At 70.9% G+C, this 22,277-nt stretch carries 19 protein-coding genes; 9 read left to right on the forward strand and 10 right to left on the reverse strand.

Annotated features, from left to right (window positions below; all coding sequences use genetic code 11):
• Nucleotides 1–21: 21 nt before the first annotated feature.
• From manB to rfbD, 3 genes are all read right to left on the reverse strand, one after another.
• Entirely contained in the window at nt 22–1,101 is a 1,080-nt protein-coding gene (manB, locus tag T333_RS10960) for a mannose-1-phosphate guanylyltransferase (RefSeq protein WP_496424377.1), read from the reverse strand.
• A gap of 30 nt (nt 1,102–1,131) precedes the next feature.
• Complete coding sequence (locus T333_RS10965; RefSeq protein ID WP_496424378.1) at nt 1,132–2,037, reverse strand: glycosyltransferase family 2 protein; 906 nt, start codon at nt 2,035–2,037, stop codon at nt 1,132–1,134.
• Nucleotides 2,038–2,176: 139 nt separating this feature from the next.
• Nucleotides 2,177–3,037, reverse strand: coding sequence for a dTDP-4-dehydrorhamnose reductase (rfbD, locus tag T333_RS10970; RefSeq protein ID WP_496424379.1), 861 nt, complete (start codon nt 3,035–3,037; stop codon nt 2,177–2,179).
• 183 nt (nt 3,038–3,220) lie between these two features.
• On the opposite strand from rfbD, the gene T333_RS10975 reads away from it, so the two are divergent.
• The 3 genes from T333_RS10975 to T333_RS10985 all read left to right on the forward strand — a co-directional run bounded on the left by T333_RS10975 (nt 3,221) and on the right by T333_RS10985 (nt 6,855).
• The gene (locus T333_RS10975) at nt 3,221–4,693 is read left to right on the forward strand and encodes an LCP family protein (protein WP_496424380.1); all 1,473 of its coding nucleotides are present in this window, start codon (nt 3,221–3,223) and stop codon (nt 4,691–4,693) included.
• A 15-nt stretch (nt 4,694–4,708) separates the two neighbouring features.
• Nucleotides 4,709–5,431, forward strand: a complete 723-nt coding sequence (locus T333_RS10980) for a TIGR03089 family protein (RefSeq protein ID WP_355001755.1) — start codon at nt 4,709–4,711, stop codon at nt 5,429–5,431.
• 110 nt (nt 5,432–5,541) lie between these two features.
• Nucleotides 5,542–6,855, forward strand: coding sequence for a cytochrome P450 (locus T333_RS10985; RefSeq protein ID WP_496424381.1), 1,314 nt, complete (start codon nt 5,542–5,544; stop codon nt 6,853–6,855).
• Nucleotides 6,856–6,858: 3 nt separating this feature from the next.
• On the opposite strand, the gene T333_RS10990 is transcribed toward T333_RS10985, so the two are convergent.
• Nucleotides 6,859–8,430 (reverse strand): carboxylesterase/lipase family protein, encoded by a 1,572-nt coding sequence (locus T333_RS10990; RefSeq protein ID WP_496424382.1) that lies wholly within the window; start codon nt 8,428–8,430, stop codon nt 6,859–6,861.
• A 153-nt stretch (nt 8,431–8,583) separates the two neighbouring features.
• Between T333_RS10990 and T333_RS10995 the strand changes: the two genes are divergently transcribed.
• Complete coding sequence (locus T333_RS10995) at nt 8,584–8,808, forward strand: FmdB family zinc ribbon protein (RefSeq protein ID WP_355001758.1); 225 nt, start codon at nt 8,584–8,586, stop codon at nt 8,806–8,808.
• Between the two features lie 12 nt (nt 8,809–8,820).
• Here T333_RS10995 and T333_RS11000 read toward each other — a convergent pair whose 3' ends face one another.
• From T333_RS11000 to T333_RS11015, 4 genes are all read right to left on the reverse strand, one after another.
• A complete protein-coding gene (locus tag T333_RS11000; RefSeq protein WP_355001759.1) occupies nt 8,821–9,111 on the reverse strand; it encodes an Rdx family protein in 291 nt (96 codons plus the stop codon).
• 105 nt (nt 9,112–9,216) lie between these two features.
• Entirely contained in the window at nt 9,217–9,606 is a 390-nt protein-coding gene (locus T333_RS11005; protein ID WP_355001760.1) for a YchJ family protein, read from the reverse strand.
• 138 nt (nt 9,607–9,744) lie between these two features.
• Nucleotides 9,745–9,960, reverse strand: a complete 216-nt coding sequence (locus T333_RS11010) for a hypothetical protein (protein WP_496424383.1) — start codon at nt 9,958–9,960, stop codon at nt 9,745–9,747.
• A gap of 52 nt (nt 9,961–10,012) precedes the next feature.
• Complete coding sequence (locus tag T333_RS11015; RefSeq protein ID WP_496424384.1) at nt 10,013–10,558, reverse strand: DNA-directed RNA polymerase subunit beta; 546 nt, start codon at nt 10,556–10,558, stop codon at nt 10,013–10,015.
• 304 nt (nt 10,559–10,862) lie between these two features.
• Here T333_RS11015 and T333_RS11020 point away from each other — a divergent pair, with 304 nt between their 5' ends.
• Both T333_RS11020 and T333_RS11025 read left to right on the forward strand, forming a co-directional pair.
• Nucleotides 10,863–11,624 carry a DUF5919 domain-containing protein gene (locus T333_RS11020; RefSeq protein WP_496424385.1) on the forward strand — a complete coding sequence of 254 codons (762 nt, stop codon included), beginning with the start codon at nt 10,863–10,865 and terminating at the stop codon, nt 11,622–11,624.
• Entirely contained in the window at nt 11,611–12,078 is a 468-nt protein-coding gene (locus tag T333_RS11025) for an NUDIX hydrolase (RefSeq protein WP_355001764.1), read from the forward strand. Before T333_RS11020 ends, T333_RS11025 begins: the two co-directional genes overlap by 14 nt.
• Before the next feature lie 93 nt (nt 12,079–12,171).
• On the opposite strand, the gene T333_RS11030 is transcribed toward T333_RS11025, so the two are convergent.
• Nucleotides 12,172–12,654, reverse strand: a complete 483-nt coding sequence (locus T333_RS11030) for a hypothetical protein (protein WP_496424386.1) — start codon at nt 12,652–12,654, stop codon at nt 12,172–12,174.
• A gap of 91 nt (nt 12,655–12,745) precedes the next feature.
• Nucleotides 12,746–15,178, reverse strand: a complete 2,433-nt coding sequence (locus T333_RS11035) for an AAA family ATPase (protein ID WP_355001766.1) — start codon at nt 15,176–15,178, stop codon at nt 12,746–12,748.
• Between the two features lie 586 nt (nt 15,179–15,764).
• Here T333_RS11035 and T333_RS11040 point away from each other — a divergent pair.
• The 3 genes from T333_RS11040 to T333_RS11050 all read left to right on the forward strand — a co-directional run bounded on the left by T333_RS11040 (nt 15,765) and on the right by T333_RS11050 (nt 22,235).
• Nucleotides 15,765–18,695: a DUF5691 domain-containing protein gene (locus T333_RS11040; protein WP_496424387.1), complete on the forward strand. Its 2,931-nt coding sequence runs from the start codon at nt 15,765–15,767 to the stop codon at nt 18,693–18,695.
• On the forward strand, nt 18,692–19,789 hold the full coding sequence (locus tag T333_RS11045; RefSeq protein ID WP_355001768.1) for an ATP-binding protein: 1,098 nt from the start codon (nt 18,692–18,694) through the stop codon (nt 19,787–19,789). Before T333_RS11040 ends, T333_RS11045 begins: the two co-directional genes overlap by 4 nt.
• A 151-nt stretch (nt 19,790–19,940) precedes the next feature.
• Nucleotides 19,941–22,235 (forward strand): DUF5682 family protein, encoded by a 2,295-nt coding sequence (locus tag T333_RS11050; protein WP_496424388.1) that lies wholly within the window; start codon nt 19,941–19,943, stop codon nt 22,233–22,235.
• Nucleotides 22,236–22,277 lie beyond the last annotated feature (42 nt).

Here is a 22,277-nt window from a genome sequence, read left to right on the forward strand (position 1 = left end):
CTCTGGCGTCCGGTGCGGATCTCAGACGTCGGTGGAGAAGCGGATACCGCCGTCCGGGATCTCGACGCCGGGCCAGACGCGCGCGCCGCGCAGCAACTCGCAGCGGGCGCCGACGTTCGCGCCGTCACCGATGACGCCGTCGCGGACCAGCGCGCGCGGGCCGATGCGGGCGCCGAAGCCGATGATGGAGCGTTCCACGGTGGCGCCCGCCTCGACGACGGCGCCGTCGAAGATCACCGCGCCGTCGAGGCGCGCGCCCGCGCCGATCTCCGCGCCGCGGCCGACCACGGTGCCGCCGATGAGCAGCGCGCCGGGGGCGACGCCCGCGCCGGGGTGGACCAGGGATTCGCCGCGCTGACCCGGCAGCGCGGGCGAGGGGGCGATGCCGCGGACCAAGTCGGCCGAGCCACGCACGAAGTCCTCGGGAGTGCCCATGTCACGCCAGTACGACGAGTCGACGTGGCCCTGCACCCGCGCGCCCTCGGCGAGCAACGCGGGGAAGACCTCGCGCTCCACCGACACCGGACGCCCGGACGGGATCTTCTCGATGTACTCGCGGCGGAAGACGTAGCAACCGGCGTTGATCTGGTCGGTCGGCGGATCCTGGGTCTTCTCCAGGAACTCGGTGACCCGGCCGTTCTCGTCGGTGGGCACACAGCCGAACGCGCGCGGATCGGAGACGCGCACCAGGTGCAGCGTCACATCGGCGTTGGTGGACTCGTGGGTGTCCAGGATCGCGCCGAGGTCGGTGCCGCCGAGCACGTCACCGTTGAAGACCATCACGTTGTCGGCGCGCAGCTTGGGCAGCACGTTGCGGATGCCGCCGCCGGTGCCGAGCGGTTCGGTCTCGGTGACGTACTCCAGCTCGAGACCGAGCTCGGCGCCGTCGCCGAAGTGCTCCTCGAACACCTCCGCCTTGAAGGAGGTGCCCAGCACGACGTGGGTGATCCCGGCCTCGGCGATGCGGGCGAGCAGGTGGGTGAGGAACGGCAGGCCCGCCGTCGGCAGCATCGGCTTGGGCGCCGAGAGGGTCAGCGGACGCAACCTCGTGCCCTGGCCGCCGACCAGAATCACGGCGTCGGTGCCTGGATGTCCTGCCATCAATATTCCCCTAGTTCGTCGGCCGCGCTGCTACGCCTGTCGACCCTGTTCCCGAGCCAACTCACGCAGCGCAGATCGAACCGCAATCCGGGAGCGAATCGCAAGTCCGGCGCGCAACGCGAGCCGCAGCGGCGCCTGCCACCAGTGCGGATGCCGGTCGGCCTGGAACCGGTACGCGCTGGCGTGGTGCGCGGGCAGCATCACCTCGGGATGGCGTCCCGCAGCGTGGCCCTTGGCGTGGGTGACCTCGGCGGTCGGCACGAACACGTTGTGCCAGCCCGCCTTGCCCATGCGGTCGCCGAAGTCGACGTCCTCCATGTACATGAAGTAGCGCGAGTCGAAGCCCTCGATCGAGTCGAAGGCGGCGCGGCGCACCAACAGGCACGAGCCGGACAACCAGCCGACGGTGCGCTCGGAAATCTCCTCGTTCTCCTGCCGGTAGCGGCGGGTCCACGGGTTGCCGGGCCACACGGTGCCCAGGATGGCGTGACCCGCGCCGTCCAGCAGACCGGGCACCGAGCGCGCCGACGGGTACACGCTGCCGTCCGGCTCCAGCACCATCGGGCCGAGCGCGCCCGCCCGCGGCCAGCGCTTGGCGGCCTCGAGCAGCTTGTCGATGGAATCGGCGCCCCAGCGGATATCGGGGTTGGCGATGACGACGAACTCGATACTCGGGTCGATCTCGGCCACGGCGCGGTTGATCGCGCCGCCGTATCCGATGTTGCCGCCGGTGCGCAATAGCCGCACGTGCGAGTTGGCCTCGGCCACCAGCTCGGGCACGCCGTCGACCGACCCGTTGTCGGCCAGGATCACCTGCGGTTTCTCGCTGGTGGCGTGGGCGAGGGTGGTGATGAAGTGCTCGAGGTGCTCGCCGGGCGAATAAGTCACCGTGACGACGGCAAGGCCACCTGGGGCCAAGGAATCGGAAGCGCTCACATTGGGCGAGCCTAGTCGGAACGACGCGACCGCGCGTGCCCCGGTGCAGGACCGATGGCAGACCGATCGGTCTTCCGAGCCGGTCGGCGACGGACCGCCGAGCGCGTCGAAAAGGGCACGGGCCGAGCGGTTCTCGCCGTCATTCCCGGCTCGCGCGCAGCGCGTCGTGCAGCGCGGCGCGCCAGTCCCGCAGCGGCGTCAACCCGGCCGATCGCCAAGCCCGGTCCGACAGCACCGAATAGGCCGGGCGCCGTGCGGGTCTGGGGTAGGCCGTGGAATCGCACGGTCGCACCCGTTCCGGGTCGGCGCCGACCTCCGCGAAGACCGCCCGCGCCAGGTCGAACCAACTCGCCACGCCCGCGTTGGTCGCGTGCAGCAGCCGCGGCGCGTCCGGCCGCGCGACGAGCTCGAGCAGGCCCGCGGCGAGATCCGCCGCGTAGGTCGGTGACCCGATCTGGTCGTCCACCACGTCGACGGTCTCGCGCTCGCGTTCCAGCCGCAGCATGGTCGCGACGAAATCACCGCCGCGCCCGCTGTACACCCAGGCCGTCCGCACCACATGCGAATTCGGCGCCTTTTCCAGGACCGCCCGCTCCCCCGCCAGTTTGGATCGTCCGTACACCGTGGCGGGCCCCGTCGGATCGTCCGTGTCGTACGGCGCGCGCTGGGTACCCGGGAAGACATAGTCGGTGGAGAGATGGATGAGCCGGGCCTCGACGGTCGCGCAGACGGCGGCGAGCACGGCCGGGCCGGTCTCGTTGCCCGCGAAGGCGGCATCGGGCTCGGACTCGGCCTTGTCCACCGCGGTGTACGCGGCGCAGTTGAGCACCACGTCACCGGGGGCGATCGCGGCGCGCACCGCGTCGGCGTCGGTGATGTCGAGGTCGGCGCGCCCGTATCCGCGAGCGCGCGGCGCGAGGCGCAACAGCTCCCTGCCGACTTGTCCACCGGCCCCGGTGACGACGAGACGAGCGGCGGCGGGCGGTACGGCGGCGGTCACGGTCGCAAGTCTGGCACGCCGTGACACTCGCGGGTGCCGTCCCGTGGGGTAACCGTTGGTTAGCCTTGAGCGACGGCTCCGGGGCTGCGGGATCTACGGATCGGCCGCGGGAGCCGCGGGGGTGGTCGGGGTGAACATGGGGCTTGTCGAGAGGATGCTCAGTTGCAGCGGAGGAGCACATCGATGCCGTCGCGACCAGCCGGCGCGCAGACCGGCGACGGTTCGTGGGGCCCGGTGCACGCCTTCGTCGCGGCACTGGCCGCCGTGGTGCTCGTCATCACCGGATTCGCCTGGCACAGCGTCGACTCGCTGATCTCCAACATCCAGCGCATCGGCGACCTCGGCCTCGGCGGCGGCCGCGACGGCGCGGTCGACATCCTGCTCGTCGGCGTGGACAGCCGCACCGACGCGCACGGCAACCCGCTCACCGACGCCGAGCGCGCGATGCTGCACGCGGGCGACGAGGTGGGCACCAACACCGACACCATCGTGCTGGTCCGGGTGCCCAACGACGGCAGCTCCGCGACCGCCATCTCGCTGCCGCGCGATTCCTACGTCGACATCCCGGGCATCGGCACGGGCAAGATCAATTCGGCGTACGGCGCGACCAAGGAGACCGAGCGGCAGAAGCTCATCGAACAGGGCGTCGCGGAGGTCGAGGCCGAGCAGAAGTCGACCAAGGCGGGGCGGCAGGCGCTGATCAAGACCGTCGCCAATCTGACCGGCATCACCGTCGACCACTACGCCGAGGTCAGCCTGCTCGGCTTCGTGCTGCTCACCGACGCCGTCGGCGGCGTGGAGGTGTGCCTGAACAATCCGGTGGACGAGTGGATGTCGGGCGCGGACTTCCCCGCGGGCCGTCAGCGGCTGGACGGCAGGCAGGCACTGAGTTTCGTGCGCCAGCGCCACGACCTGCAGCGCGGCGACCTGGACCGGATCGTGCGCCAGCAGGTGTTCATGGCCCAGCTGGTCGGTCAGGTGCTCAGCGCGAAGACGCTCAGCAGCCCGGCGCGGCTCAGCCACCTGAGCGAGGCGGTCGGGCGCACGGTAGTGCTCGACGAGGGCTGGGACGTGGTCGCCTTCCTCCAGCAACTCCAGGATCTCTCCGGCGGACAGGTCGAGTTCGAGACCATTCCGGTGGCCGATCTCAACGGCACGACCAGCGACGGCGAGTCCGTGGTCCGGGTGGAGCCGAAGGCGGTCAAGTCCTATGTGGCCTCGCTCGTCGGGGAGAAGGCCGAGGAGTCCGCACCCCCCGCGGTGGATCCCGCGACGGTCACGGTGAACGTGCTCAACGCCAGCGGAGTCGGGGGTCTGGCCGGTCAGGTGTCGCAGGCCTTGACGGCGAAGGGTTTCCAAGCGGGCCGGGTGGGCAATTATTCCGGTGGAAGTGTCACCGGTAGCCGCGTGCTCGCGGCGGACAGCGCGGATCCGAAGGCCAAGGCGGTCGCCGAAGCCCTCGGCAAGCTCACGGTGGTCGCGGATCCGTCGATGTCACCGGACTCGGTGAGCGTCGTGCTGGCGAGCGACTATTCTGGGCCGGGCTCGGCCGCGAACTCCACGTTCGACTTCTCCGGAACGTCGACGACCGCGACGCCGGTTCCGCCCGCCCCACCGATCGACGCAGGCCAGAATGGACCGAAATGCGTGAACTGAAGCGTGAAGCCACTGATGCGTGACAAGACCCATGCACTGACCCTCACCGAGGCGGTGCTCGATCCGATCCTCGCCCGCGAGCCCGCGGGACCGCGCGTCACCTACTACGACGACGCCACCGGCGCCCGGATCGAGCTGTCCGGCCTGACGCTGGCGAACTGGGCGGCCAAGACGGCCAACCTGATCCGCGACGAATTCGGTCTGAGCCCCGGCGCGCGGGTCGCGGTGCTGCTGCCCGCGCACTGGCAGACCGCCGCCGTGCTGCTCGGCTGCTGGTGGGCGGGCACCGAGGTGGTGCTGAGTCCCGATCCGGACGCCGATCTCGCGCTGGTGACGGCCGACCGCATCGATGACGCGGACGGCGTCGCCGAGGTCGCCGCGCTCTCGCTGGACCCGCTCGGCGCGCCCGTCCGTGACCTGCCGGTCGGCATCACCGACTTCGCCACCGCGGTGCGCGTGCACGGCGATCAGTTCTTCCCGCGCGGCACCGGCGTCGCGCTGGACGGCATGCAGGTCGCAGAGGTGCTCGCCGCCGCACGCAAATCGGCCATGCGCCAAGGGTTCGCGGAGGGCGACCGGGTGCTGTCGAGCGCGCCGTGGGACACCGCCGACGAACTGATCAACGGTTTCGTCGCCGTGCTCGCCGCGGGCGCTTCCCTGGTGCAGGTCGTCAATCCGGACCCCGACCGTCGGGAGCGCCGCATCGAGAGCGAGCGCGTCACCGTCCAGGTCGGCTGACGCCGCGTTCTCCTACCCGGGTAGGAGAACGCATCCGACCGGAGCACGTTCCAGAATCGGCCTCGAGTCCGTACGGTGGACATATCGCACAACGATGAGGTTGGTGGGATATGAAGCCGCAGTATTCGTTCCGTTGGTTGTCGCAGCAGGGCACGCCGAGGCTGGTCCTGCGCACCCAGGCGCGTCGCGGTGATCCGTTCGCGCGGCTGATGGGCGGGCCGGACGGCATCTCCGATCCCTATCCGCTCATCGAGGAGCTACGCGCCCGCGGGCGGATCGTGCGCACGCCGCTGTCCTGGGCCACCTTCGACCACGAACTGGCCAGGGCCGTGCTGCGTGACACCCGCTTCGGTGTGCGCACCCCGGAGAGCTTCGACATCCCCAAGCCGTTGCGGCTGCTCGGGGGCCGTGCGCCGATGCCACCCAATCCGGTCGACCCGCCCTCCATGCTGGTGATCGATCCGCCCGACCACACGGCCATGCGCAAGCCGGTCGCCTCGGCGTTCACCCCGCGCGCCATCGCCAAGCTGCGCGACCGCGTCGAAACGGTCACCGAGGAACTGCTCGACGCGCTGCCCTCCGGCGGCTCGGCCGATCTGATCACTTCGTTCGCCTCGCAGGTGCCGATCGCGATCATCTCCGAGATGCTCGGCTTCCCCGATTCCGACCGCGCCCGCTTCCTCGCCTGGGGTGACCAGCTGACACCGCTGCTGGACGTCGGCATCTCGTGGCGCGCGCACCACCGCGCCATGAAGGCGATGGAGGTGATGAACGACTACTTCGACGGTCACATCGCCCGCCTGCGCCGCGAGCCCGGCGACGACATCCTCAGCACCCTCGTCACCGCGGGCGAACTGGACGACTACGCGCTGAAGGCCACCGCGAGCCTGCTGATGGGCGCGGGTTTCGAGACCACGGTGAACCTGATCGGCAACGGCGTCGTGCAGCTGCTCGGTCATCCCGACCAGCTCGATAGACTGCGCGACGAACCGGAGCTGTGGCCGAACGCGATCGAGGAAGTGCTGCGCATCGACTCGCCCGTGCAGACCACCGCGCGCACCGCGCTGGCCGACATGGAACTCGACGGCAGGCAGCTGCGAAAGGGCGACACTCTGGTGCTCTCGCTGGCGGGCGCGAACCGCGATCCGAAGATCTTCCCGGATCCGACCCGCTTCGACGTGGCCCGCGCGAACGCCAAGGATCACCTGTCGTTCAGCAACGGCGTGCACGCCTGCTTGGGCGCCAGCCTGGCCCGGATGGAAGGCGTGTACGCGCTGCGCGCGCTGTTCGAGCGGTTCCCCGACCTGCGCCTGGACGGCGAGCCGCGGCGCAGGAGCCTGTTCACGCTGCACGGTTACGAGCGGATGCCGGTGCGGCTTGGCCGCCGCGCGGTGGCCAAGGCGCCGGAGCCGACCTCCGTCTGAGGCTCAGCTGAAGCCGACGGCCTGATCGCCCCACGCGGTGTGCAGGTCCCGGTTCGGATCGTCGACGACGCGGTCGACGGCGTCGACGAGCAGCGTGGTGCGGGTGGAGGGCCGGTACGGCGGCCAGTGCTTGGAACCGTCCAGCGCGGCGGGCACGCCGTGTCGCGCGAAGGCCAGCCAGCGGCGCATCATCCGCCCCGACACCTCCGTCGCCTGCTTGCGGCCGCCGAGCCAGAACGTCGGGTCGTGGTTCAGCGTGCCGAAATTGCCGAAGACATACGGCAATTCGGTGGCGTGCCCGGCGCCGACGCGGGCCGCGCGCAGCATCGGTGTGGCGTGGTCGAAGCGATAGGCCCAGGTCATCGAGTGGGCCGCGTGCGCGTCGGCGACCCAGTGCGCGGGCATGCGGAACGCCGCGTCGGTGGACATGGCCAGCGCGCCGCGGGTCTTGGCCAGATCGGGGTAGGCCGAGGTGATCTCGGCGATCCGCTGGGCCGACAGCCCCGGGTGACCGGCGGCCACGTCGCGCAACATCAGGTTCACCGCGTCCGGCGTCACCGGCATGATCGGCGAACGGAACAGCCGGAACAGCGAGGCCTCGTCCTTGTTGGTGCCGACGATGAGCGGCACCGGGTGCGAGCGACCCCGCTGGAATCGGTCGATCGGATAGCCGGGCAGCAGATCGCCGTCCACCACCGGCGCCGCGGCGAGGCGGCCTGGTTCCTCGAGCGGGATCTCGTCGAGCAGCACCCCGGCCGCCTGCACCACGCGCTCGATCGGCAGGTCGATCAGGTCGAGGGCCTGCGTCGGGGACATCCCCAGCAATTCCAGGTAGCGCCGCGCCACGATCGCGGCCCGCTCCGGACCGAAGACGGTGGTGGCGGGCGGGCTCTGCGCGATGGCGCGATGGAACAGCCCCGCCGCCCGCGGCGCGGTGAGCAGCGCCGTCACACAGCCCGCGCCGGAGGACTCGCCGAACAGCGTCACGTTGTCCGGATCGCCGCCGAACCCGGCGATGTTGTCGCGCACCCATTCGAGCGCGGCGAGTTGATCGTGCAGGCCGAGGTTCGGCGTGAAGCCGTGGAACAGCGAGGACAGGTCGAGGAAGCCCAGCGCGCCGAGCCGGTAGTTGACGCCGACCACGACCACGTCGCCCGCCTCGGCCAGCCGGCGGCCGTCGTAGATGGCCTGGGCCGCGGTGCCGAGGCAGTAGGCGCCGCCGTGCAGCCAGACCATGACCGGGCGTGGCTCCTCCGAGCGGGCGCGCGGCGCCCACACGTTCAGCCACAGACAGTCCTCGCCCATCCGTAGCTCCGAATCGACCGGCACCATGGTGCCCATCGTCTGCGGGGCGATCGCGCCGAAGGTCAGACAGTCCCGCACGCCGTCCCACGGTTCCGGCGGGGTCGGCGGACGGAACCGCCGCGTGCCGGTGACGGGCGCCGCGTAGGGAATGCTGCGCCAGGCGGCGACCGGTCCGTCGAGGAAACCACGCACCCGGCCGGACGTCGTCTCGACTATGGGCTCGGCGCCGTCCACATCCCAGCCCGGCTCGATCTCGAACTGAGTGCTCATCGTTCCGCACCTCCTGCCCACGACCCGCCGGTGCGCTGCGGGTTTGCTACACCCCGGGTCCGCACGTCGTGATCTCTAATTCGAGGGTACGTGCGGTTACGGAGTGCCACAGGGCGGACGCGTCATCCGTGATCCGCGCGCTACCCTGGGCCGGTGCCGAATTACAGCTTCCGGTGCCGCAGCTGCGGTGACACCTTCGAGGTGAATCGCCCCATGGCCCAGTCGTCGGACCCGGCGGCCTGCCCGCAGGGCCACGACGACACGGTGAAATTGCTGACCACGTTCGCCACGGTCGGTCGTGGTGGCGGTGGTGCGCCGCAGGTCTCGGCGCCGCCGCCGAGCGGTGGCGGCTGCTGCGGCGGGGGTTGCTGCGGCTGACGCCTTTACGGCTCAGTCGGAGTCACCGGTCTCGCGCCGGTCGGCGTGGCCGAGGTCACGGTCCGGCGCGACGCGATCGCGCACCCGCTGTTTGAGCACGGCGATGTCGGGGAAACCGCCGTCGGCCTTGCGTTCCCACACCTGTTCGCCGTCGACGGTGATCCGGAACACCCCGCCCGTGCCGGGGATCAGCGCTACTTCGCCCAGGTCGGTGGCGAAGGTGCTCAACAGCTCCTGCGCCATCCAGCTCGCTCGCAGCAGCCAGCGGCACTGGGTGCAGTACTCGATCGCAACACGTGGCATAGGGGTGGACGCTACCGAAGCGTCGTCGGGCGCGCGCTTCGACCGCAGCTGATGCCGGGCGCGCGGCTCACGCCCCGCACCGGCGACGATGCCCGACGCCACCGCTCACGGCTCGATGACACCGTCCAGGTAGACCCACGCACCGTCCTCCCGCACGAACCGGCTGACCTCGTGCAGCGAGCCGCGCCCACCCTCGGCGCGGTAGTGCGCGACGAACTCGACGGTCCCCGTATCGTCGAACGGCCCGCCGCGCTCGGTGCGCACGATCTCCAGAAACAGCCACCGCTGCCCGGGATCGAGCTCGAGCCGCTTCGGCCTGGTCCGCGAATGCCACGACCGCCGCAGATAATCGACGTCGCCCACGGCGAACGCGGTGTAGCGCGAACGCATCAGCGCCTCCGCCGTCGCCGCCGGACGGACGCCGGAAAGCGCCGGACCGCAACACTCCTCGAACGGTTCCCCGCGGCGGCACGGACACTGCTGCGTATCAGCCATACCCGGATTCTCCGCTACCCGCGTCCCGCACTCTGCATTGCCCGCGCTGCCGCGCCGCATCCCGACCGTGACCGTGCAAGCGAGGAATGCATAGCTCTGTCCGGCCATGACCGATGGACGTGGCTCTCGAGTGGGCGATCACGGTTGGAGGTACAACCGCTCGTTCGGCAACCGTGGATAGCCCTCAGCGCAGGGGTCGACACTGACGGCGTCGAAGTAGTGGCGGCTGCGGTGCTCGCTGACGAACACGAGGGCGGCGGTCAGGCAGGCGGCGAAGTCCATGCGCACTCCGTGCAAGAACACACTCAGGTGCACGTCCGGTTCGCCCGGCAACGGCGAAGCGGCAGAGGTCACCGACCGTCGACGGCCCCCGGCAGCGGTAGCCTCCCGCGTGTTGAATGTTCGGTCAGCCACGGCCAGCGACCGCCAACCATTCAGCGCGCCGCCTGATCGACTCCACCAGTTCCTCCCCAGAAGGCCGCAGCGCGTTGGTCGGCTGCACCACCCACGTGCGGAACGCATCGCTGACCACCGAGGGTGTCGGGAGGGCGACGTGCGCGCCGAGGCTCGCGATTGTTGCGTTCAGGCGGAACATTTCGGTGAAGTACAGCGACGTGTCCGGAAGGTTCGGCTCACAAAGAAACGTCCACCGCTTCGACCGCGGATGCGACACGATCGGCACTCCGGGAAGCCCTCTACCCCGCAGAGCAATTCGGACCTGCGCTCCCAGCTGCGCAGGCATGGAGATCGCGCCGACCGCGCCCACCGAGAAAACGATACGTCCGTAGTCGGGTTGCACGAATGCGGGCAACCCGCAGACTCGGCGGTAGAACTGGCAACGCGTCGCGAGCGTATCGTCGGCCGTATCGGCAGCTCGCCTTCCCGCGCCCGCCGTCGCGATGACGTCCGAATCCGGCTGCGCGACAGCCGAATCCCGTTCAGGACCTCTCATCGAGCTTCCTCCCTATGTCCTGTCCCCCTGGTGACGCTGCCCAGCGCGCGATGGCAAGCGCGTACCGCCTCACCAACTCGGCGGGGAGCGGTTGGTAGCCACCCATCGGATCGGCGGCATCGCCCGGAATCCGCTGCGGCAGAGCGGCATACTTCTGCTGCTTCGGGGAAGCACTGCTGATGTGACTTGATGGCACAGGTCAAGGGTTCATCGCGGCTGCGGTCGTTCCTACTGCGTTTGCGGGACGTTTCGGACGTTTCGCAGCTAATGTCCGTACTGTCCCGCACGTGCAGGAGGGAGTACGGTGAACGAGTCCCTACGGCAAGCGATGTCCTCGGCCAAGGTCACGGACCAACAGCTTGCAGAAATGTGTCACGTCGATATCAAGACCGTTCACCGATGGATCGCCAATCCGACGCGCCTGCCGCACGCTCGGCACCGATGGACGGTCTGCGAAACCCTCGGAGTCGAGGAGGCAGATTTGTGGCCTTCAGCCGTGCGAATGACCATCAAAACAGGCGCAGATCGTGAGATCGTCTCGGTATTCCCATACCGATCGGCCGCACCGGCCTCGCTGTGGCGAAACCTCATCACCAAGTCGAAACATGAGCTGACCTTCGCGGGCTACACCAACTACTTCTTGTGGCTGGAGCACGCCAACCTCGGTAATCTGCTGCGCCGCAAAGCGACACAGGGGTGCCGCATCCGGTTTCTGATCGGCGACCCGAACAGCGAAGTGACCCGCGAACGAGAGCGCGAGGAGAGCGTCCCGCTCACCCTCGCCACACGCATAGCCGTGACAGTCGGCGAGTTGCAAAAGCTTCGCGGGATCGACGGCATCGAGGCCCGGTACGAAATCGGGCACGTCAACCTGTCGGTCTTCCGATTCGACAACGACATGATCGTGACGCCGATCCTGGCTCGTCGCGTCGGCCACGACTCGCCCATGCTGCATATCCGGCGGGAGCAAGACGAGGGAATGTTCGACCGCTTCCACGATCACGTGGAGGAGCTCTGGAGCCGCGGGCGAAGCATCTGGGAGGAGACGCACAGTGGGACGCCGTGATTACGAGGACGACCCGGACGCGCCAGAGCCGAACAGTTTGGTCCCCGCCGCATCTGTCGTGGTGGTCAACGACGCGGGCCAGCTGCTGTTGCAGCGCCGGCTCGACAACGACATGTGGGCGTTGCCCGGCGGCAAGATGGAACTCGGCGAATCCCTCGCGGGCTGCGGGATCCGGGAGACGCGCGAAGAGACCGGGATCGATATCGAGATCACCGGCATCGTGGGCACCTACACGAACCCGGGCCATGTCTTCGCCTACGACGACGGCGAAGTGCGCCAAGAGTTTTCGATCTGTCTGCTCGGTCGGCCCGTCGGCGGTGAGCTGGCCGTCTCGGACGAGTCGCACGAGGTCGCGTGGTTCTCGCCGGAGGAGATCGATGACCTGCCGATGGTCGCGAGTATCCGGCGCCGCGTCGATGACTGGCGCTCCGGGCAGTTTCCGGTCGTTCGCTGATCGAACATCTGTGGCCGCATATCCGGCGTCCGGGCTGGTGTGCGGACGATCTGTACGCACCTCGCACAACCAGCCCGTACCTGTGGGGGCCGGTCAGTCCGGGGTGATCTCGGTACGCACCCAGGCGGAACCACCGTCGCCGACTCTGCCCAGCACGCCCGCGATGGCGGCGGTCTGTTCGCGCCAGCGGCGCAGTTCGGTGACGCTCGGGGCGAGTTCGTAGTCGTGGTGGTGGGCGGCGCGGGAGAGTGCCGCCCAGACGGCGGCCACTTGGGCGCCGGTCTCCGGTCCCGCGTAGACGCGCAACGCGAGCAGTTGGGCGCGCATCGGGCAGCGCGCCAGTTCCGGCGCGCGGCGCGCCCACAGTTCGTCGACCGCCTGCTCGAGCGCGAGCCGCAGAATCCAGGCCGTCGCTCGCGACCACACCCCGCCCGCGGCGGTCACCTCGCCGTCCAGCAGGCGGTCCACCGCGTCGAGCCGCTCGGCGACGGTCGGTCGCGGCGCCTTCGGCTTGGCTCGGTGCGACCGGGCAGGCGGACGCCGCCGCGGATCCCGTTGCCGCCGACGTTCGTTCACGACTCGACCTCGCCACCGACCGCGACGCGCTCGCACACAACTTCGCCGCGCCCGCTGCGCTGCCTCGCGCGCGACGGCGCGCTGCGCTCGCTCACCGGCCCATCCAGGCGATGAATCGTTCGGTGTTCGAGATCAGTTCGCGCATCCCCCGATCGATCGGCACGTGCGCGCCCGCCGTCACGTCGCGCAGCGCGCCGACCAGCCATCTGCCTTCGCGCGCAAGGTGTTTGTTGAGGTTGTCGACGTTGTAGCCCACGCCCATCGTCGCGAGCGCGACCATCGCGCGGGTGGTCTGCGCGCCCTCGATGTGCCGCTCCACCTCGCGGTGGTTCATGCCGCGCGCCAACAGCTCGCGCCGGGCTCTCGCCAAGCTGGCCGCCTCCAGCGCGGATCGGCAGCACGTCGCGACGAGTTCGTCCGCGATGGCGGGCGGCAGCTGCGGGGTACGCACCAGCGACCGCGCGTCGTCCAGGTAGCGGCGCACCGGATCGCTCGACGTACGCACCTCGATCACGGAGCGTTCGCGCCGCTGCACCTCCAGCACGCAGGCATCCAGCTGCATGCGGCGCACCGCCTCGGCCAACCGCTCGTCGTGGGTGAACACCACCACCTGCCGCGTCCACGCGACGAACGCCAGCACCCTGGCCAGACCGTCCACCTTCGCCGGGTCCATGGCCTGCACCGGGTCGTCGATCATGACGAAGCGGAACGGGCTGTCCTCCACCGTCGCGCGCGGCAGGAACAGCGAGAGGCCGAGCGCGTGCAGCTCGCCCTGGCTCATCACGCCGAGCGCCGCGCCGTCCACCTCGTCGACGGTGACGTCCAGCAGCACCCGGCGCGCGGTTCCCGCGTTGCCCTGCAACCGGATCGCGCCGAGTTCGACGTTGCTCTGCTGACGCAGGGTGCGCCAGACCCAGCGCGCAGTGGTCTCCAGCGGAGCCATGCGCTCATCGCGCAGACCCGCCGTGGCCGATTTGAGCCAGTCCTCGGCGCGCTTGAGGGTGCGCAGTTCGCCCGACCGCATCGCCACCTCGCGGGCGCCGTCCAGCCAGGCCGCGATCCGCGGCACCAGCGGAGCCCACACCTCGTCCAGCCGGTCCAGCTCCTTGCGGGTGCCCTGCTGGACGAGTTCCAGCTCGTCGACGAGGCGAGTGTGCGCCCAGCGCAACCGATCCGGCAGCTCCGGCGAGTACTCCGCGCCGCTCAGCGCTGCCCATTCCGTCCACGCCCTGCGCACCGCGGTGGTGTCGACGGTGGGCGGATTGCGTGGATCGAAGTCGAGTTCGGGCGGCACGTGCTCGGGCAGCGCCCGCGCGGCGCGCACCGCGTTGCGCAGCTCGTCGCGTGCGTTGGTGAGCGCGTCGACCCTTGCCGAGAGCCGCGCGATGGAGACGTCCGCGTGGCGCGACCACTCCTCGTCGAGCCGGCCGCGCCCGCACACCGGGCAGGCGCAGTCCCCGCTCGCCGCCGCGTGCTCGCGGGCTCGGCGCAGCAGCTGCAACACGCGCCAGTCGGCCTCGGCGTCGGCGGTGGAATCGCGCGCCAGCGTGGCCGCGCAAGCTTCGAGACGGGTGGCGACCGCGTCCACCTCGGCCTCGGTGGGCAGCGCGAGCCGCACGATGGCGCGCAGCCCTTCCGGGCCGTCGGCGCCGTCGGTGGTGCCGAGCATGTCGCGGCCGACGGCGGTGAGGTCGGGTTGCGCCGGGCGCAGCAGGGTCGCCATCCGCACCGCGCGATCGTCGGCCAGCGTCTCCATGGTCGCGAGCAGGTCGATCCGCTCCTGCCGGGAATCCCGTGCGGCGCGCTCCAATTCGAGTCGGCGCGAGCGAATCCGATCCTGCGCCAAGGTCAGTTCGTCGAGGCCGAGCAGCTGGTGCAGCGCGTCGAACAGGTCGCTCGGCTTGCCGTCCACGAGGGTGCCGAGTTCGCTGTAGGACAGGAACGGGCGGTACAGCTCGAGCACCGACGTCCAGCGTCCGGCGTCGAATTCCTTTGTCGCGCCACCTTTTCGCCGCTCGCTCCAGCGCGCGTCGGTCAGCTCGGCCGTCGGCGACCACTCCTTGGCGATGATCAGTTCCGGATCTTCGCCGCCGGTGAGCAATTCCAGTTCGATGCGCGCGGTGTCACCGTCGTGCAGGTTGCGCCAACCCTCGCGCCACGAGGCAGAGCGACCCTCCCAGCGGCGGTTGCCTCCGGTCAGCGCCAGCTCGGCGGCCTCGGCGAAACTGGACTTGCCGCTGCCGTTGCGCCCGACCACCAGGGTGAGGCCGGGACCGGGCGGCAGATCCAGCGTCACCTCGGGGCCGATACCGCGGAAGCCGCGCACCCGGATCGCGCGCAGGAAGATGCCCGAGTCGTCGAATTCGCTTGCCCGATCGTGGGAATCGATGGCGCCCAGCGCGCGCAGCACGGCGTGCGCCACGTCCGGAGTGACCGACGGGTCCTCGTTCAGCCGACGCGCCACCACCTCGGTCAGGCGCGGTACGGCCTCCGCCGTCGTGTCGACCGCGGGCTTCGGGCACACGTGAAAAACCCCCTACACACCGCACCGCGACGCGCCCCTCCCGCATTCGCGCGCGGTGTCACCGTCGAAAGCTGAGCGAAACGCTACCCGATCACATCGGGTTTGGCCCACCGGCGGCGGACGAACGGAAGGGATGCGAACCTGCCCGGCGGGGATGGATATGGCCATCGAACGGGCTCGGCCGCGCCTCGATGTCCACCCCTCGGCCAACCCCGGCGGGCAGCTCGATGGTGTGTCACCCGATTTGGGTGGCTCGGACGGAGCCGAACAGAACAGGATGCCAGACAACGCAATTCGGCGCAATACTTCGATGGCCACGAATCCGGCGTCGGCGCAGCGACTTCCGGGCAATAGAACCTCCACCTGTGCTCCCGTCATGCGCGGGGCTTCGAGCGAACTCGTCCGGCTACGCACACAAGGGCGTACCGCTGTCTCCGCTTCGGCCGCGCCTGGAGTTTTGGGCGGGCGGCATCTGGTTGGCGTACAGGGATAGGCACCTGTGGAGCTGTCGGCGGGCTCGGGTAGAAATCGAACAACGAGGAAAACGGGAGACGAGGATGACGCACGGACGTTCGGGCGCCGCCCGATGAACGCACCGTGGCCCGAGGAGCGGGTCGGCGCGCTCGCGCCGGACGCGAGCTCGCTCGGGGCGGCGCGCGCCCTCGCGGACCGCTGGCGCGACACCGGGTGCCGTGCGGATGCCGTGTGGGGCCGGTGCCGGGGTAGCGGGCCCGAACCGTATGTGACGATCGTCGATCTGTCCGGCCCCGCGTATTCGTGCAGTTGTCCGAGTCGCAAGACGCCGTGCAAGCACGCGCTCTCGCTGCTGCTGCTCTGGTCGCGCGGCGCGGTGGCGCCCACCGCCGAGGTCGCGGACTTCGCGGCGGAATGGCTGGCGTGGCGCGCGGCCCATCCCCCGAAGCCCACCGCGCAACGCACGGCGAATCCGGCCACCGCGGAGCAGCGGCGGGTGCGCGTGACCGCGGGCTTGGAGGAACTCGACATCTGGCTCGGCGACCAGGTCCGCACCGGTCTCGCCCAGGCCGACCGGTCCTACCAGGCGTTCGAGACGATCGCGGCGCGCATGGTGGACGCGCAGGCCCCCGGCGTCGCCGGTGCGCTGCGCAGGCTCCCGCTGATCATGGCGACCCGCGCCGACTGGCCAGAGCCGGTGCTGCGCGAATACGCCAGGCTGCACCTGCTCGTTGCCGCGCACCGTCGCCTCGACGATCTGCCGCCCGCCCTGCGCGCCAGTGTCCGCACCCACATCGGCTATCCCAACCCGGCCGAGGCGGTGCGGGCCGAACCGGTAGTCCGCGACCAGTGGATGACCCTCGGCGTGCGCAGCACCGAGGACGACCGTCTCTACACCCGCCGCACCTGGCTCTACGGCCGCCGCACCCACCGCTGGGCGCTGCTCGTCGACCACGCCTTCGGCGCACCCGCCTTCCCCTCGACCGCCCCCGTCCTCGGGCACATGGCCGAGGCGACTCTGCACTACTACCCCGGCGCCGCGCCCCTGCGCGCCCTGTGGGGCGAGCGCCACGGCACCGACGAACCGTTCACCACTATTCCCGCCGGCCCGACGGCCGACGCCGCCGCTCCCACTGCTCCCCCTGCTCCTCCCACTGCGGACGGCGCGACGGCGGGAACCCCAGCCGGGCCGACCACGGAAAGCACCGTCCGCCAGGCGCTGGACGCCCACGCCACGGCCATCGGCGCGGACCCTTGGCTGCGTTCGTGGCCGATACTGCTGCGCAACGTGATTCCGGTGATCACCGACGCGGGCTGGCAGGTGGTCGACGCCCAGGGTGCGGCGCTGCCCCTCGCGCCCGGCGAACAGCCGTGGTCGCTGCTCGCGGTGTCCGGGGGGCATCCGGTGACAGTTCTCGGCGAGTGGACCGTGGACGGACTCGTCCCGATCTCGGTGTTCGCCGTGGGCGAGATGACCGATCTCGAGAGCGAGCCAGCGCTGTACCGGGACTCCACAGCGCCGAGCGGCGCGACCGACGACCTGATCTCGGCGGCGCTGCTCGGCACCGCGCGCCGGACGTTCGATCCCGCGCGGCTGCCCGCGCCGGTCGCGGCCGCCGCCACTCGCCTGCGCGCCGACCCGGCCTTCCTGCTGCTCGAATCCGCCTCGCTGCGTGACACTTTCGCACGCGGCGGGATCGCCCCGCCGAAGGCCACCGTGCCGCCACCCGCCCCCGACGACGATCGCGCGCAGCTCCCCCGCGCCGCCGCCGTGCGCCTCGCCGACATGCTGCGCGACCGGTCTCGCTTCCTGCCCGAATGGTTCGAAGCGGCCGCGCCGCACGATTTCCGCGCGCCCGACGCGCTGGCCGCCCAGTTGCTGGAATCCGCCGACGCGCAGTCCCTGCTGCGCGAACCTCTGCTGCGACTGGCGGGCGAACGCGGGCGCTGGCTCGCGCAATGGCATCCCGAGTGGCGAAACCTGCTGTCGGAGTTCGTCGTCGACACCGACTCCGAGGAGATCTGGCGCTACGGCTCGACCACGCAACGGCGCGACTGGCTCGCCCGCCTGCGCACCCGCGACGCCGACGCCGCGCGCGCGGCGCTCACCGACACGTGGGCAGCGGAAACCGGCCAGGTGAAGGCCGAATTGCTCGCCGTCCTCGCCGACGGCATCGGCGCGGCCGACGAGCCGCTGCTGGAGACCGCGTTGGACGACCGCCGAGCCGAAGTGCGCCGTACCGCCGCCGGATTGCTTGCCCTGCTTCCCGATTCGGCCTTCGCGGAGCGAATGCTGCGGCGCGCCGCCGACTGGATCGCGGTGGACGCCGACCGCACGCGGCTATCGATCGAGTTGCCCGACCCGCTGGACGCCGACGTCCGCCGCGACGGAATCACCGACCGCGCCGTCGAATTCAGCTACCGATGGAACGGCGTCCCGGACGTCACCGCGGGACGCCTGCGTCAGCTGGTCGCCGCGACGCCGCTGCGGCACTGGGCGGCCGCGCTCGGCGCGCCGGAGCAGGCCGTCCGGGTCGCGGTGGACGACCGGTTCCGCCAGCCGCTGTTCGACGGCTGGGTGGATGCCGCACTGGCGCAACAGGCTTCGTCCTGGGCGGCGGCACTGTTCGCCAACGGCGTGCCCTCGGATACCGCGCTGTTGCGCCGCCGCGAGCTGTTCGCCCTGCTTCCGGTCGACGAGCGCGTCCGGCACTTGCTGCGCCTGGACGGCGCCTGGCTGTCCGAACTGGAGGCGCTGCTGCCCGCCCTGCCGCACCCGTGGCCGCAGCCGCTGGCACAACACGTGATCCTGCTGCTGTTCGAGCGCGCCCGCCTCGCCGCCCAGCGCGCGGGCAGTCACGGCACCGGTCCCACCGCGCACCGATCGCTGCTCACCGCGGCGGCGGTGCACCTGCCGGTCGACGCGGCGGCCACCGTCGCCTCGATCGCCAAGCGCTGCGACGATGTGGCGTGGGCCCGCGCCTTCGACCAGCTCGCCACCGACCTCACCCACCGCTCGGACATGCTCGAGGAGTTGCCGTGACCAGCACCGAAGCCAGCACCCTGCTGCGCCCGCACGCCGAACAGGCCTACGCCGAGGAGCTGCGCGCGCTGGCCGCCGCCGACGACCGCCCGCGCCCGCCCTCCTGGCGGCTCTCGCCGTGGGCGGTGGTCACCTATCTGCTCGGCGGCACGCTCGACGACGGCACCGTGATCACCCCGAAGTACGTCGGCCCGCGCCGCCTCATGGAGGTCGCGGTCGCCACCCTGGCCACCGACCGTGCGCTGCTGCTGCTCGGCGTGCCCGGCACCGCCAAAACCTGGGTGTCCGAACATCTCTCGGCCGCGATCTCCGGCTCCTCCACGCTCTTGGTGCAGGGCACCTCCGGCACGGCGGAGGAGTCCATCCGCTACGGCTGGAACTACGCGAGACTGCTCGCCGAGGGCCCGAGCGACGCCGCACTCGTCCCGTCACCGGTGCTGACCGCGATGCGCACCGGAGCGCTGGCCAGGATCGAGGAACTCACTCGCATCCCGTCCGACGTGCAGGACGCGCTGATCACCGTGCTGTCCGAGAAGACGCTGCCCATACCGGAACTCGGCCGCGAGGTGCAGGCGGCCAAGGGCTTCAACGTGATCGCCACCGCCAACGATCGCGACCGCGGCGTGCACGAGCTGTCCTCCGCGCTGCGCCGCCGCTTCAACACGGTGGTGCTGCCGCTGCCCGCCGATGAGGAAGACGAGGTCGCGATCGTGACGCGGCGGGTGGCGCAGCTCGGCGCGGCACTGGAGCTGCCCGAGGTCCCCGCGGCGGCCGAGGAGGTGCGCCGCGTGGTGCGGGTCTTCCGCGAATTGCGTTCGGGCATGACGGCCGACAACCGCACCAAGCTCAAGTCGCCCTCCGGGACGCTGTCCACCGCCGAGGCGATCTCGGTGCTGACCAACGGCATCGCGCTGTCTGCCCACTTCGGCGACGGGGTGCTGCGGGCCACCGACATCGCGGGCGCGCTGCTCGGGGCGGTGGTCAAGGACCCGGTGGCCGACGCCGCCGTGTGGACCGAGTATCTGGAAGCCGTTGTGCGCGAACGCCCGGACTGGGCGGACTTCTACCGCGCCTGCCGCGAGGTCACCGGCTGAGGTCATGGACGAGCCAGCGAACGACCGAGCACCCGAGGACGGCGCACCCCTTTCGGGAACCGGCCCGACCGACACCGAGTGTGGGGCAGGCGCCGCAGCTGTGTCCGCGGACCCGCGGAGGCGGGATGAAGGCCCCGTCTCGAACGACGCGGTGACGCGGGTGTTCGGCATTCGGCACCACGGCCCTGGCTCGGCCCGCTCACTTCGTCTGGCGCTGGAGGACTTTCGGCCCGACACCATCCTCATCGAGGGTCCCGCCGACGCCGATCCCCTGGTCGGGTTCGTCACGGCCGAAGGCATGGCTCCGCCCGTGGCGTTGCTCGCCTACGTGCCCGATCAACCCGCCCGCGCGGCGTTCTGGCCCTACGCCGTGTTCTCGCCGGAATGGCAGGCGCTGCGCTACGCCGCCGAACACGAAGTCCCCGTGCGCTTCTGCGACCTGCCGGGCAGCGCGGTGCTGGCCGCCGAGGCGGAGCCGGGCGACAGCGTCGACCCGCTGGCCCACCTCGCGGCCGCCGCCGGTTACGACGACGCCGAACGCTGGTGGGACGCGGTTGTCGAATCGACCACGGACATCGATGTTTTCGACGCGCTGACCGAAGCCATGGCCGCGCTGCGCGAGACGCCCGACAACGAGGCACAGGAAATCGAGCTCCTCGAACCCTCGGACGAACAGCTCGAGCTCGAAAGCGCCGGTCCCGACGACGAATTCGGCGGATCCGCCGCACCGATCGCGCGCCGCCGTCGACCGACCCCGGCCGCGATCGACGCGCACACCCTGCGCCGCGAGGCGTACATGCGCCAGACCATGCGCAAGGCGCTCAAGGGCGGCTCGCGTCGACTCGCCGTGGTCTGCGGCGCCTGGCACGCGCCCGCGCTGGCGGGCAAGCTCGGCCCGGCCGCGCCGGATGCCAGGCTGCTCAAGGGCATGCCGAAGGTGAAGGCCACCGTCACCTGGGTGCCCTATACCCATTCCCGGCTCGCCGCGTCCTCCGGCTACGGCGCGGGCGTCGACTCGCCCGGCTGGTACCACCACCTGTTCACCGCACCCGACCGGCCGATCGCGCGCTGGCTCACCAAGGTCGCGGGCGTGCTGCGCGCGCACGATCTTCCGGTGTCCAGCGCGCACGTCATCGAGGCGGTCCGGCTCGCGGAAACCCTTGCCGCGCTGCGGCAACGACCGCTGGCCGGACTCTCCGAGGTCACCGAGGCGGTGCGCGCGGTGATGTGCGGGGGCGACGAGACCATGGTGCACGTGGTGACCACCGAGCTGGTCGTCGGCGAGGCGCTCGGCGCGGTGCCGGAGAACGCGCCGACGGTGCCGCTCGACGCCGACCTGCGCGCCAGGGTGCGCAGGCTGCGGATGAAGCTGGAGCCGACCGCGCGCACCGTCGATCTCGACCTGCGCAAGGAGCGCGAGCTGGAACGCTCGCGGCTGTTGCACCGGCTGCGGCTGCTCGGTGTCGAGTGGGGCACGCCGACCACCGGGGAGGTGCGCAGCACCGGCACCTTCCGCGAGACGTGGACGCTGAAGTGGCGCCCGGAGTTCGCGGTCGCCGTCGTCGAGGCCTCGCGCTGGGGCACCACGTTGCGCACCGCCGCCGAGACCAAGATCCTGGACACCGCGCGGCGGCCCGACCGCACGCTAGCCGACCTCGCGGGCGCACTGGAACTTGCCTTGCTCGCCGACCTGGGCGGCGCGACCTCCGGGCTCATCGAGCGCCTGGAGACCGTCGCGGCGCTGGATCACGATGTCACCCACCTGCTCGCGGCGCTGCCCGGCCTGATCAGAACGCTGCGCTACGGCGACGTGCGCGGCACCGACACCAAGGCGCTCGCGCACGTGGCCGACGGGCTGCTGGTCCGTATCGCGGCGGGTCTGCCCGGCGCCGTCACCGGCCTGGACGCCGATGCCGCCGCCGAACTGCGCACCCAGCTGGACGCCGCGCACCTGGCGATCCACACTCGCGACGACGCGTGGGCCACCGAGACCTGGCTGGCGGCGCTGCGCAAGCTGGCCGACCGCGAGGACGTGCACGGCGCGCTCGTCGGCCGCGCGGTGCGGCTGCTCAGCGACGCGGGCATCATCGACGACGCCGATTCCGGACGCCGTCTGTCCGCCGCGCTGTCGGTCGGCGCGACCCCCGCTTCCAAGGCAGCGTGGATCGACGGCTTCCTCGGCGGCCGCGGCCTGCTGCTGGTGCACGACCGAGAGTTGTTGCGCCGCATCGACGAATGGCTGCGCGGCCTCGACGACGAGCAGTTCCTGGAGACGCTGCCGGTGCTGCGCCGCACCTTCGGCGCCTTCGAATCCGGCGAACGCCGCGCCATCGGCCGTGCGATCCACGACACCGCAGGTTTCGTGGCACCGGAGCAGGCGGGCGTCGATGTCGAACGCGGCCGCCGCGCCATGCGTACCGCCGCCGAGATCCTCGGAGTCGCCTGATGATTCCCCATATCGGCCCCACCGCTCGCCATCGAATCGATC

The sequence above is a fragment of the Nocardia sp. CNS-044 genome, assembly GCF_059570515.1.

Excerpts from the sequence above, each read along its gene's own strand:
- manB (WP_496424377.1), bottom strand. The coding sequence starts at position 1,101 with ATGGCAGGACATCCAGGCACCGACGCCGTGATTCTGGTCGGCGGCCAG.
- T333_RS10975 (WP_496424380.1), top strand. The coding sequence starts at position 3,221 with ATGCCGTCGCGACCAGCCGGCGCGCAGACCGGCGACGGTTCGTGGGGC.
- T333_RS10980 (WP_355001755.1), top strand. The coding sequence starts at position 4,709 with ATGCGTGACAAGACCCATGCACTGACCCTCACCGAGGCGGTGCTCGAT.
- T333_RS10985 (WP_496424381.1), top strand. The coding sequence starts at position 5,542 with ATGAAGCCGCAGTATTCGTTCCGTTGGTTGTCGCAGCAGGGCACGCCG.
- T333_RS10990 (WP_496424382.1), bottom strand. The coding sequence starts at position 8,430 with ATGAGCACTCAGTTCGAGATCGAGCCGGGCTGGGATGTGGACGGCGCC.
- T333_RS11000 (WP_355001759.1), bottom strand. The coding sequence starts at position 9,111 with ATGCCACGTGTTGCGATCGAGTACTGCACCCAGTGCCGCTGGCTGCTG.
- T333_RS11005 (WP_355001760.1), bottom strand. The coding sequence starts at position 9,606 with ATGGCTGATACGCAGCAGTGTCCGTGCCGCCGCGGGGAACCGTTCGAG.
- T333_RS11015 (WP_496424384.1), bottom strand. The coding sequence starts at position 10,558 with ATGAGAGGTCCTGAACGGGATTCGGCTGTCGCGCAGCCGGATTCGGAC.
- T333_RS11040 (WP_496424387.1), top strand. The coding sequence starts at position 15,765 with ATGAACGCACCGTGGCCCGAGGAGCGGGTCGGCGCGCTCGCGCCGGAC.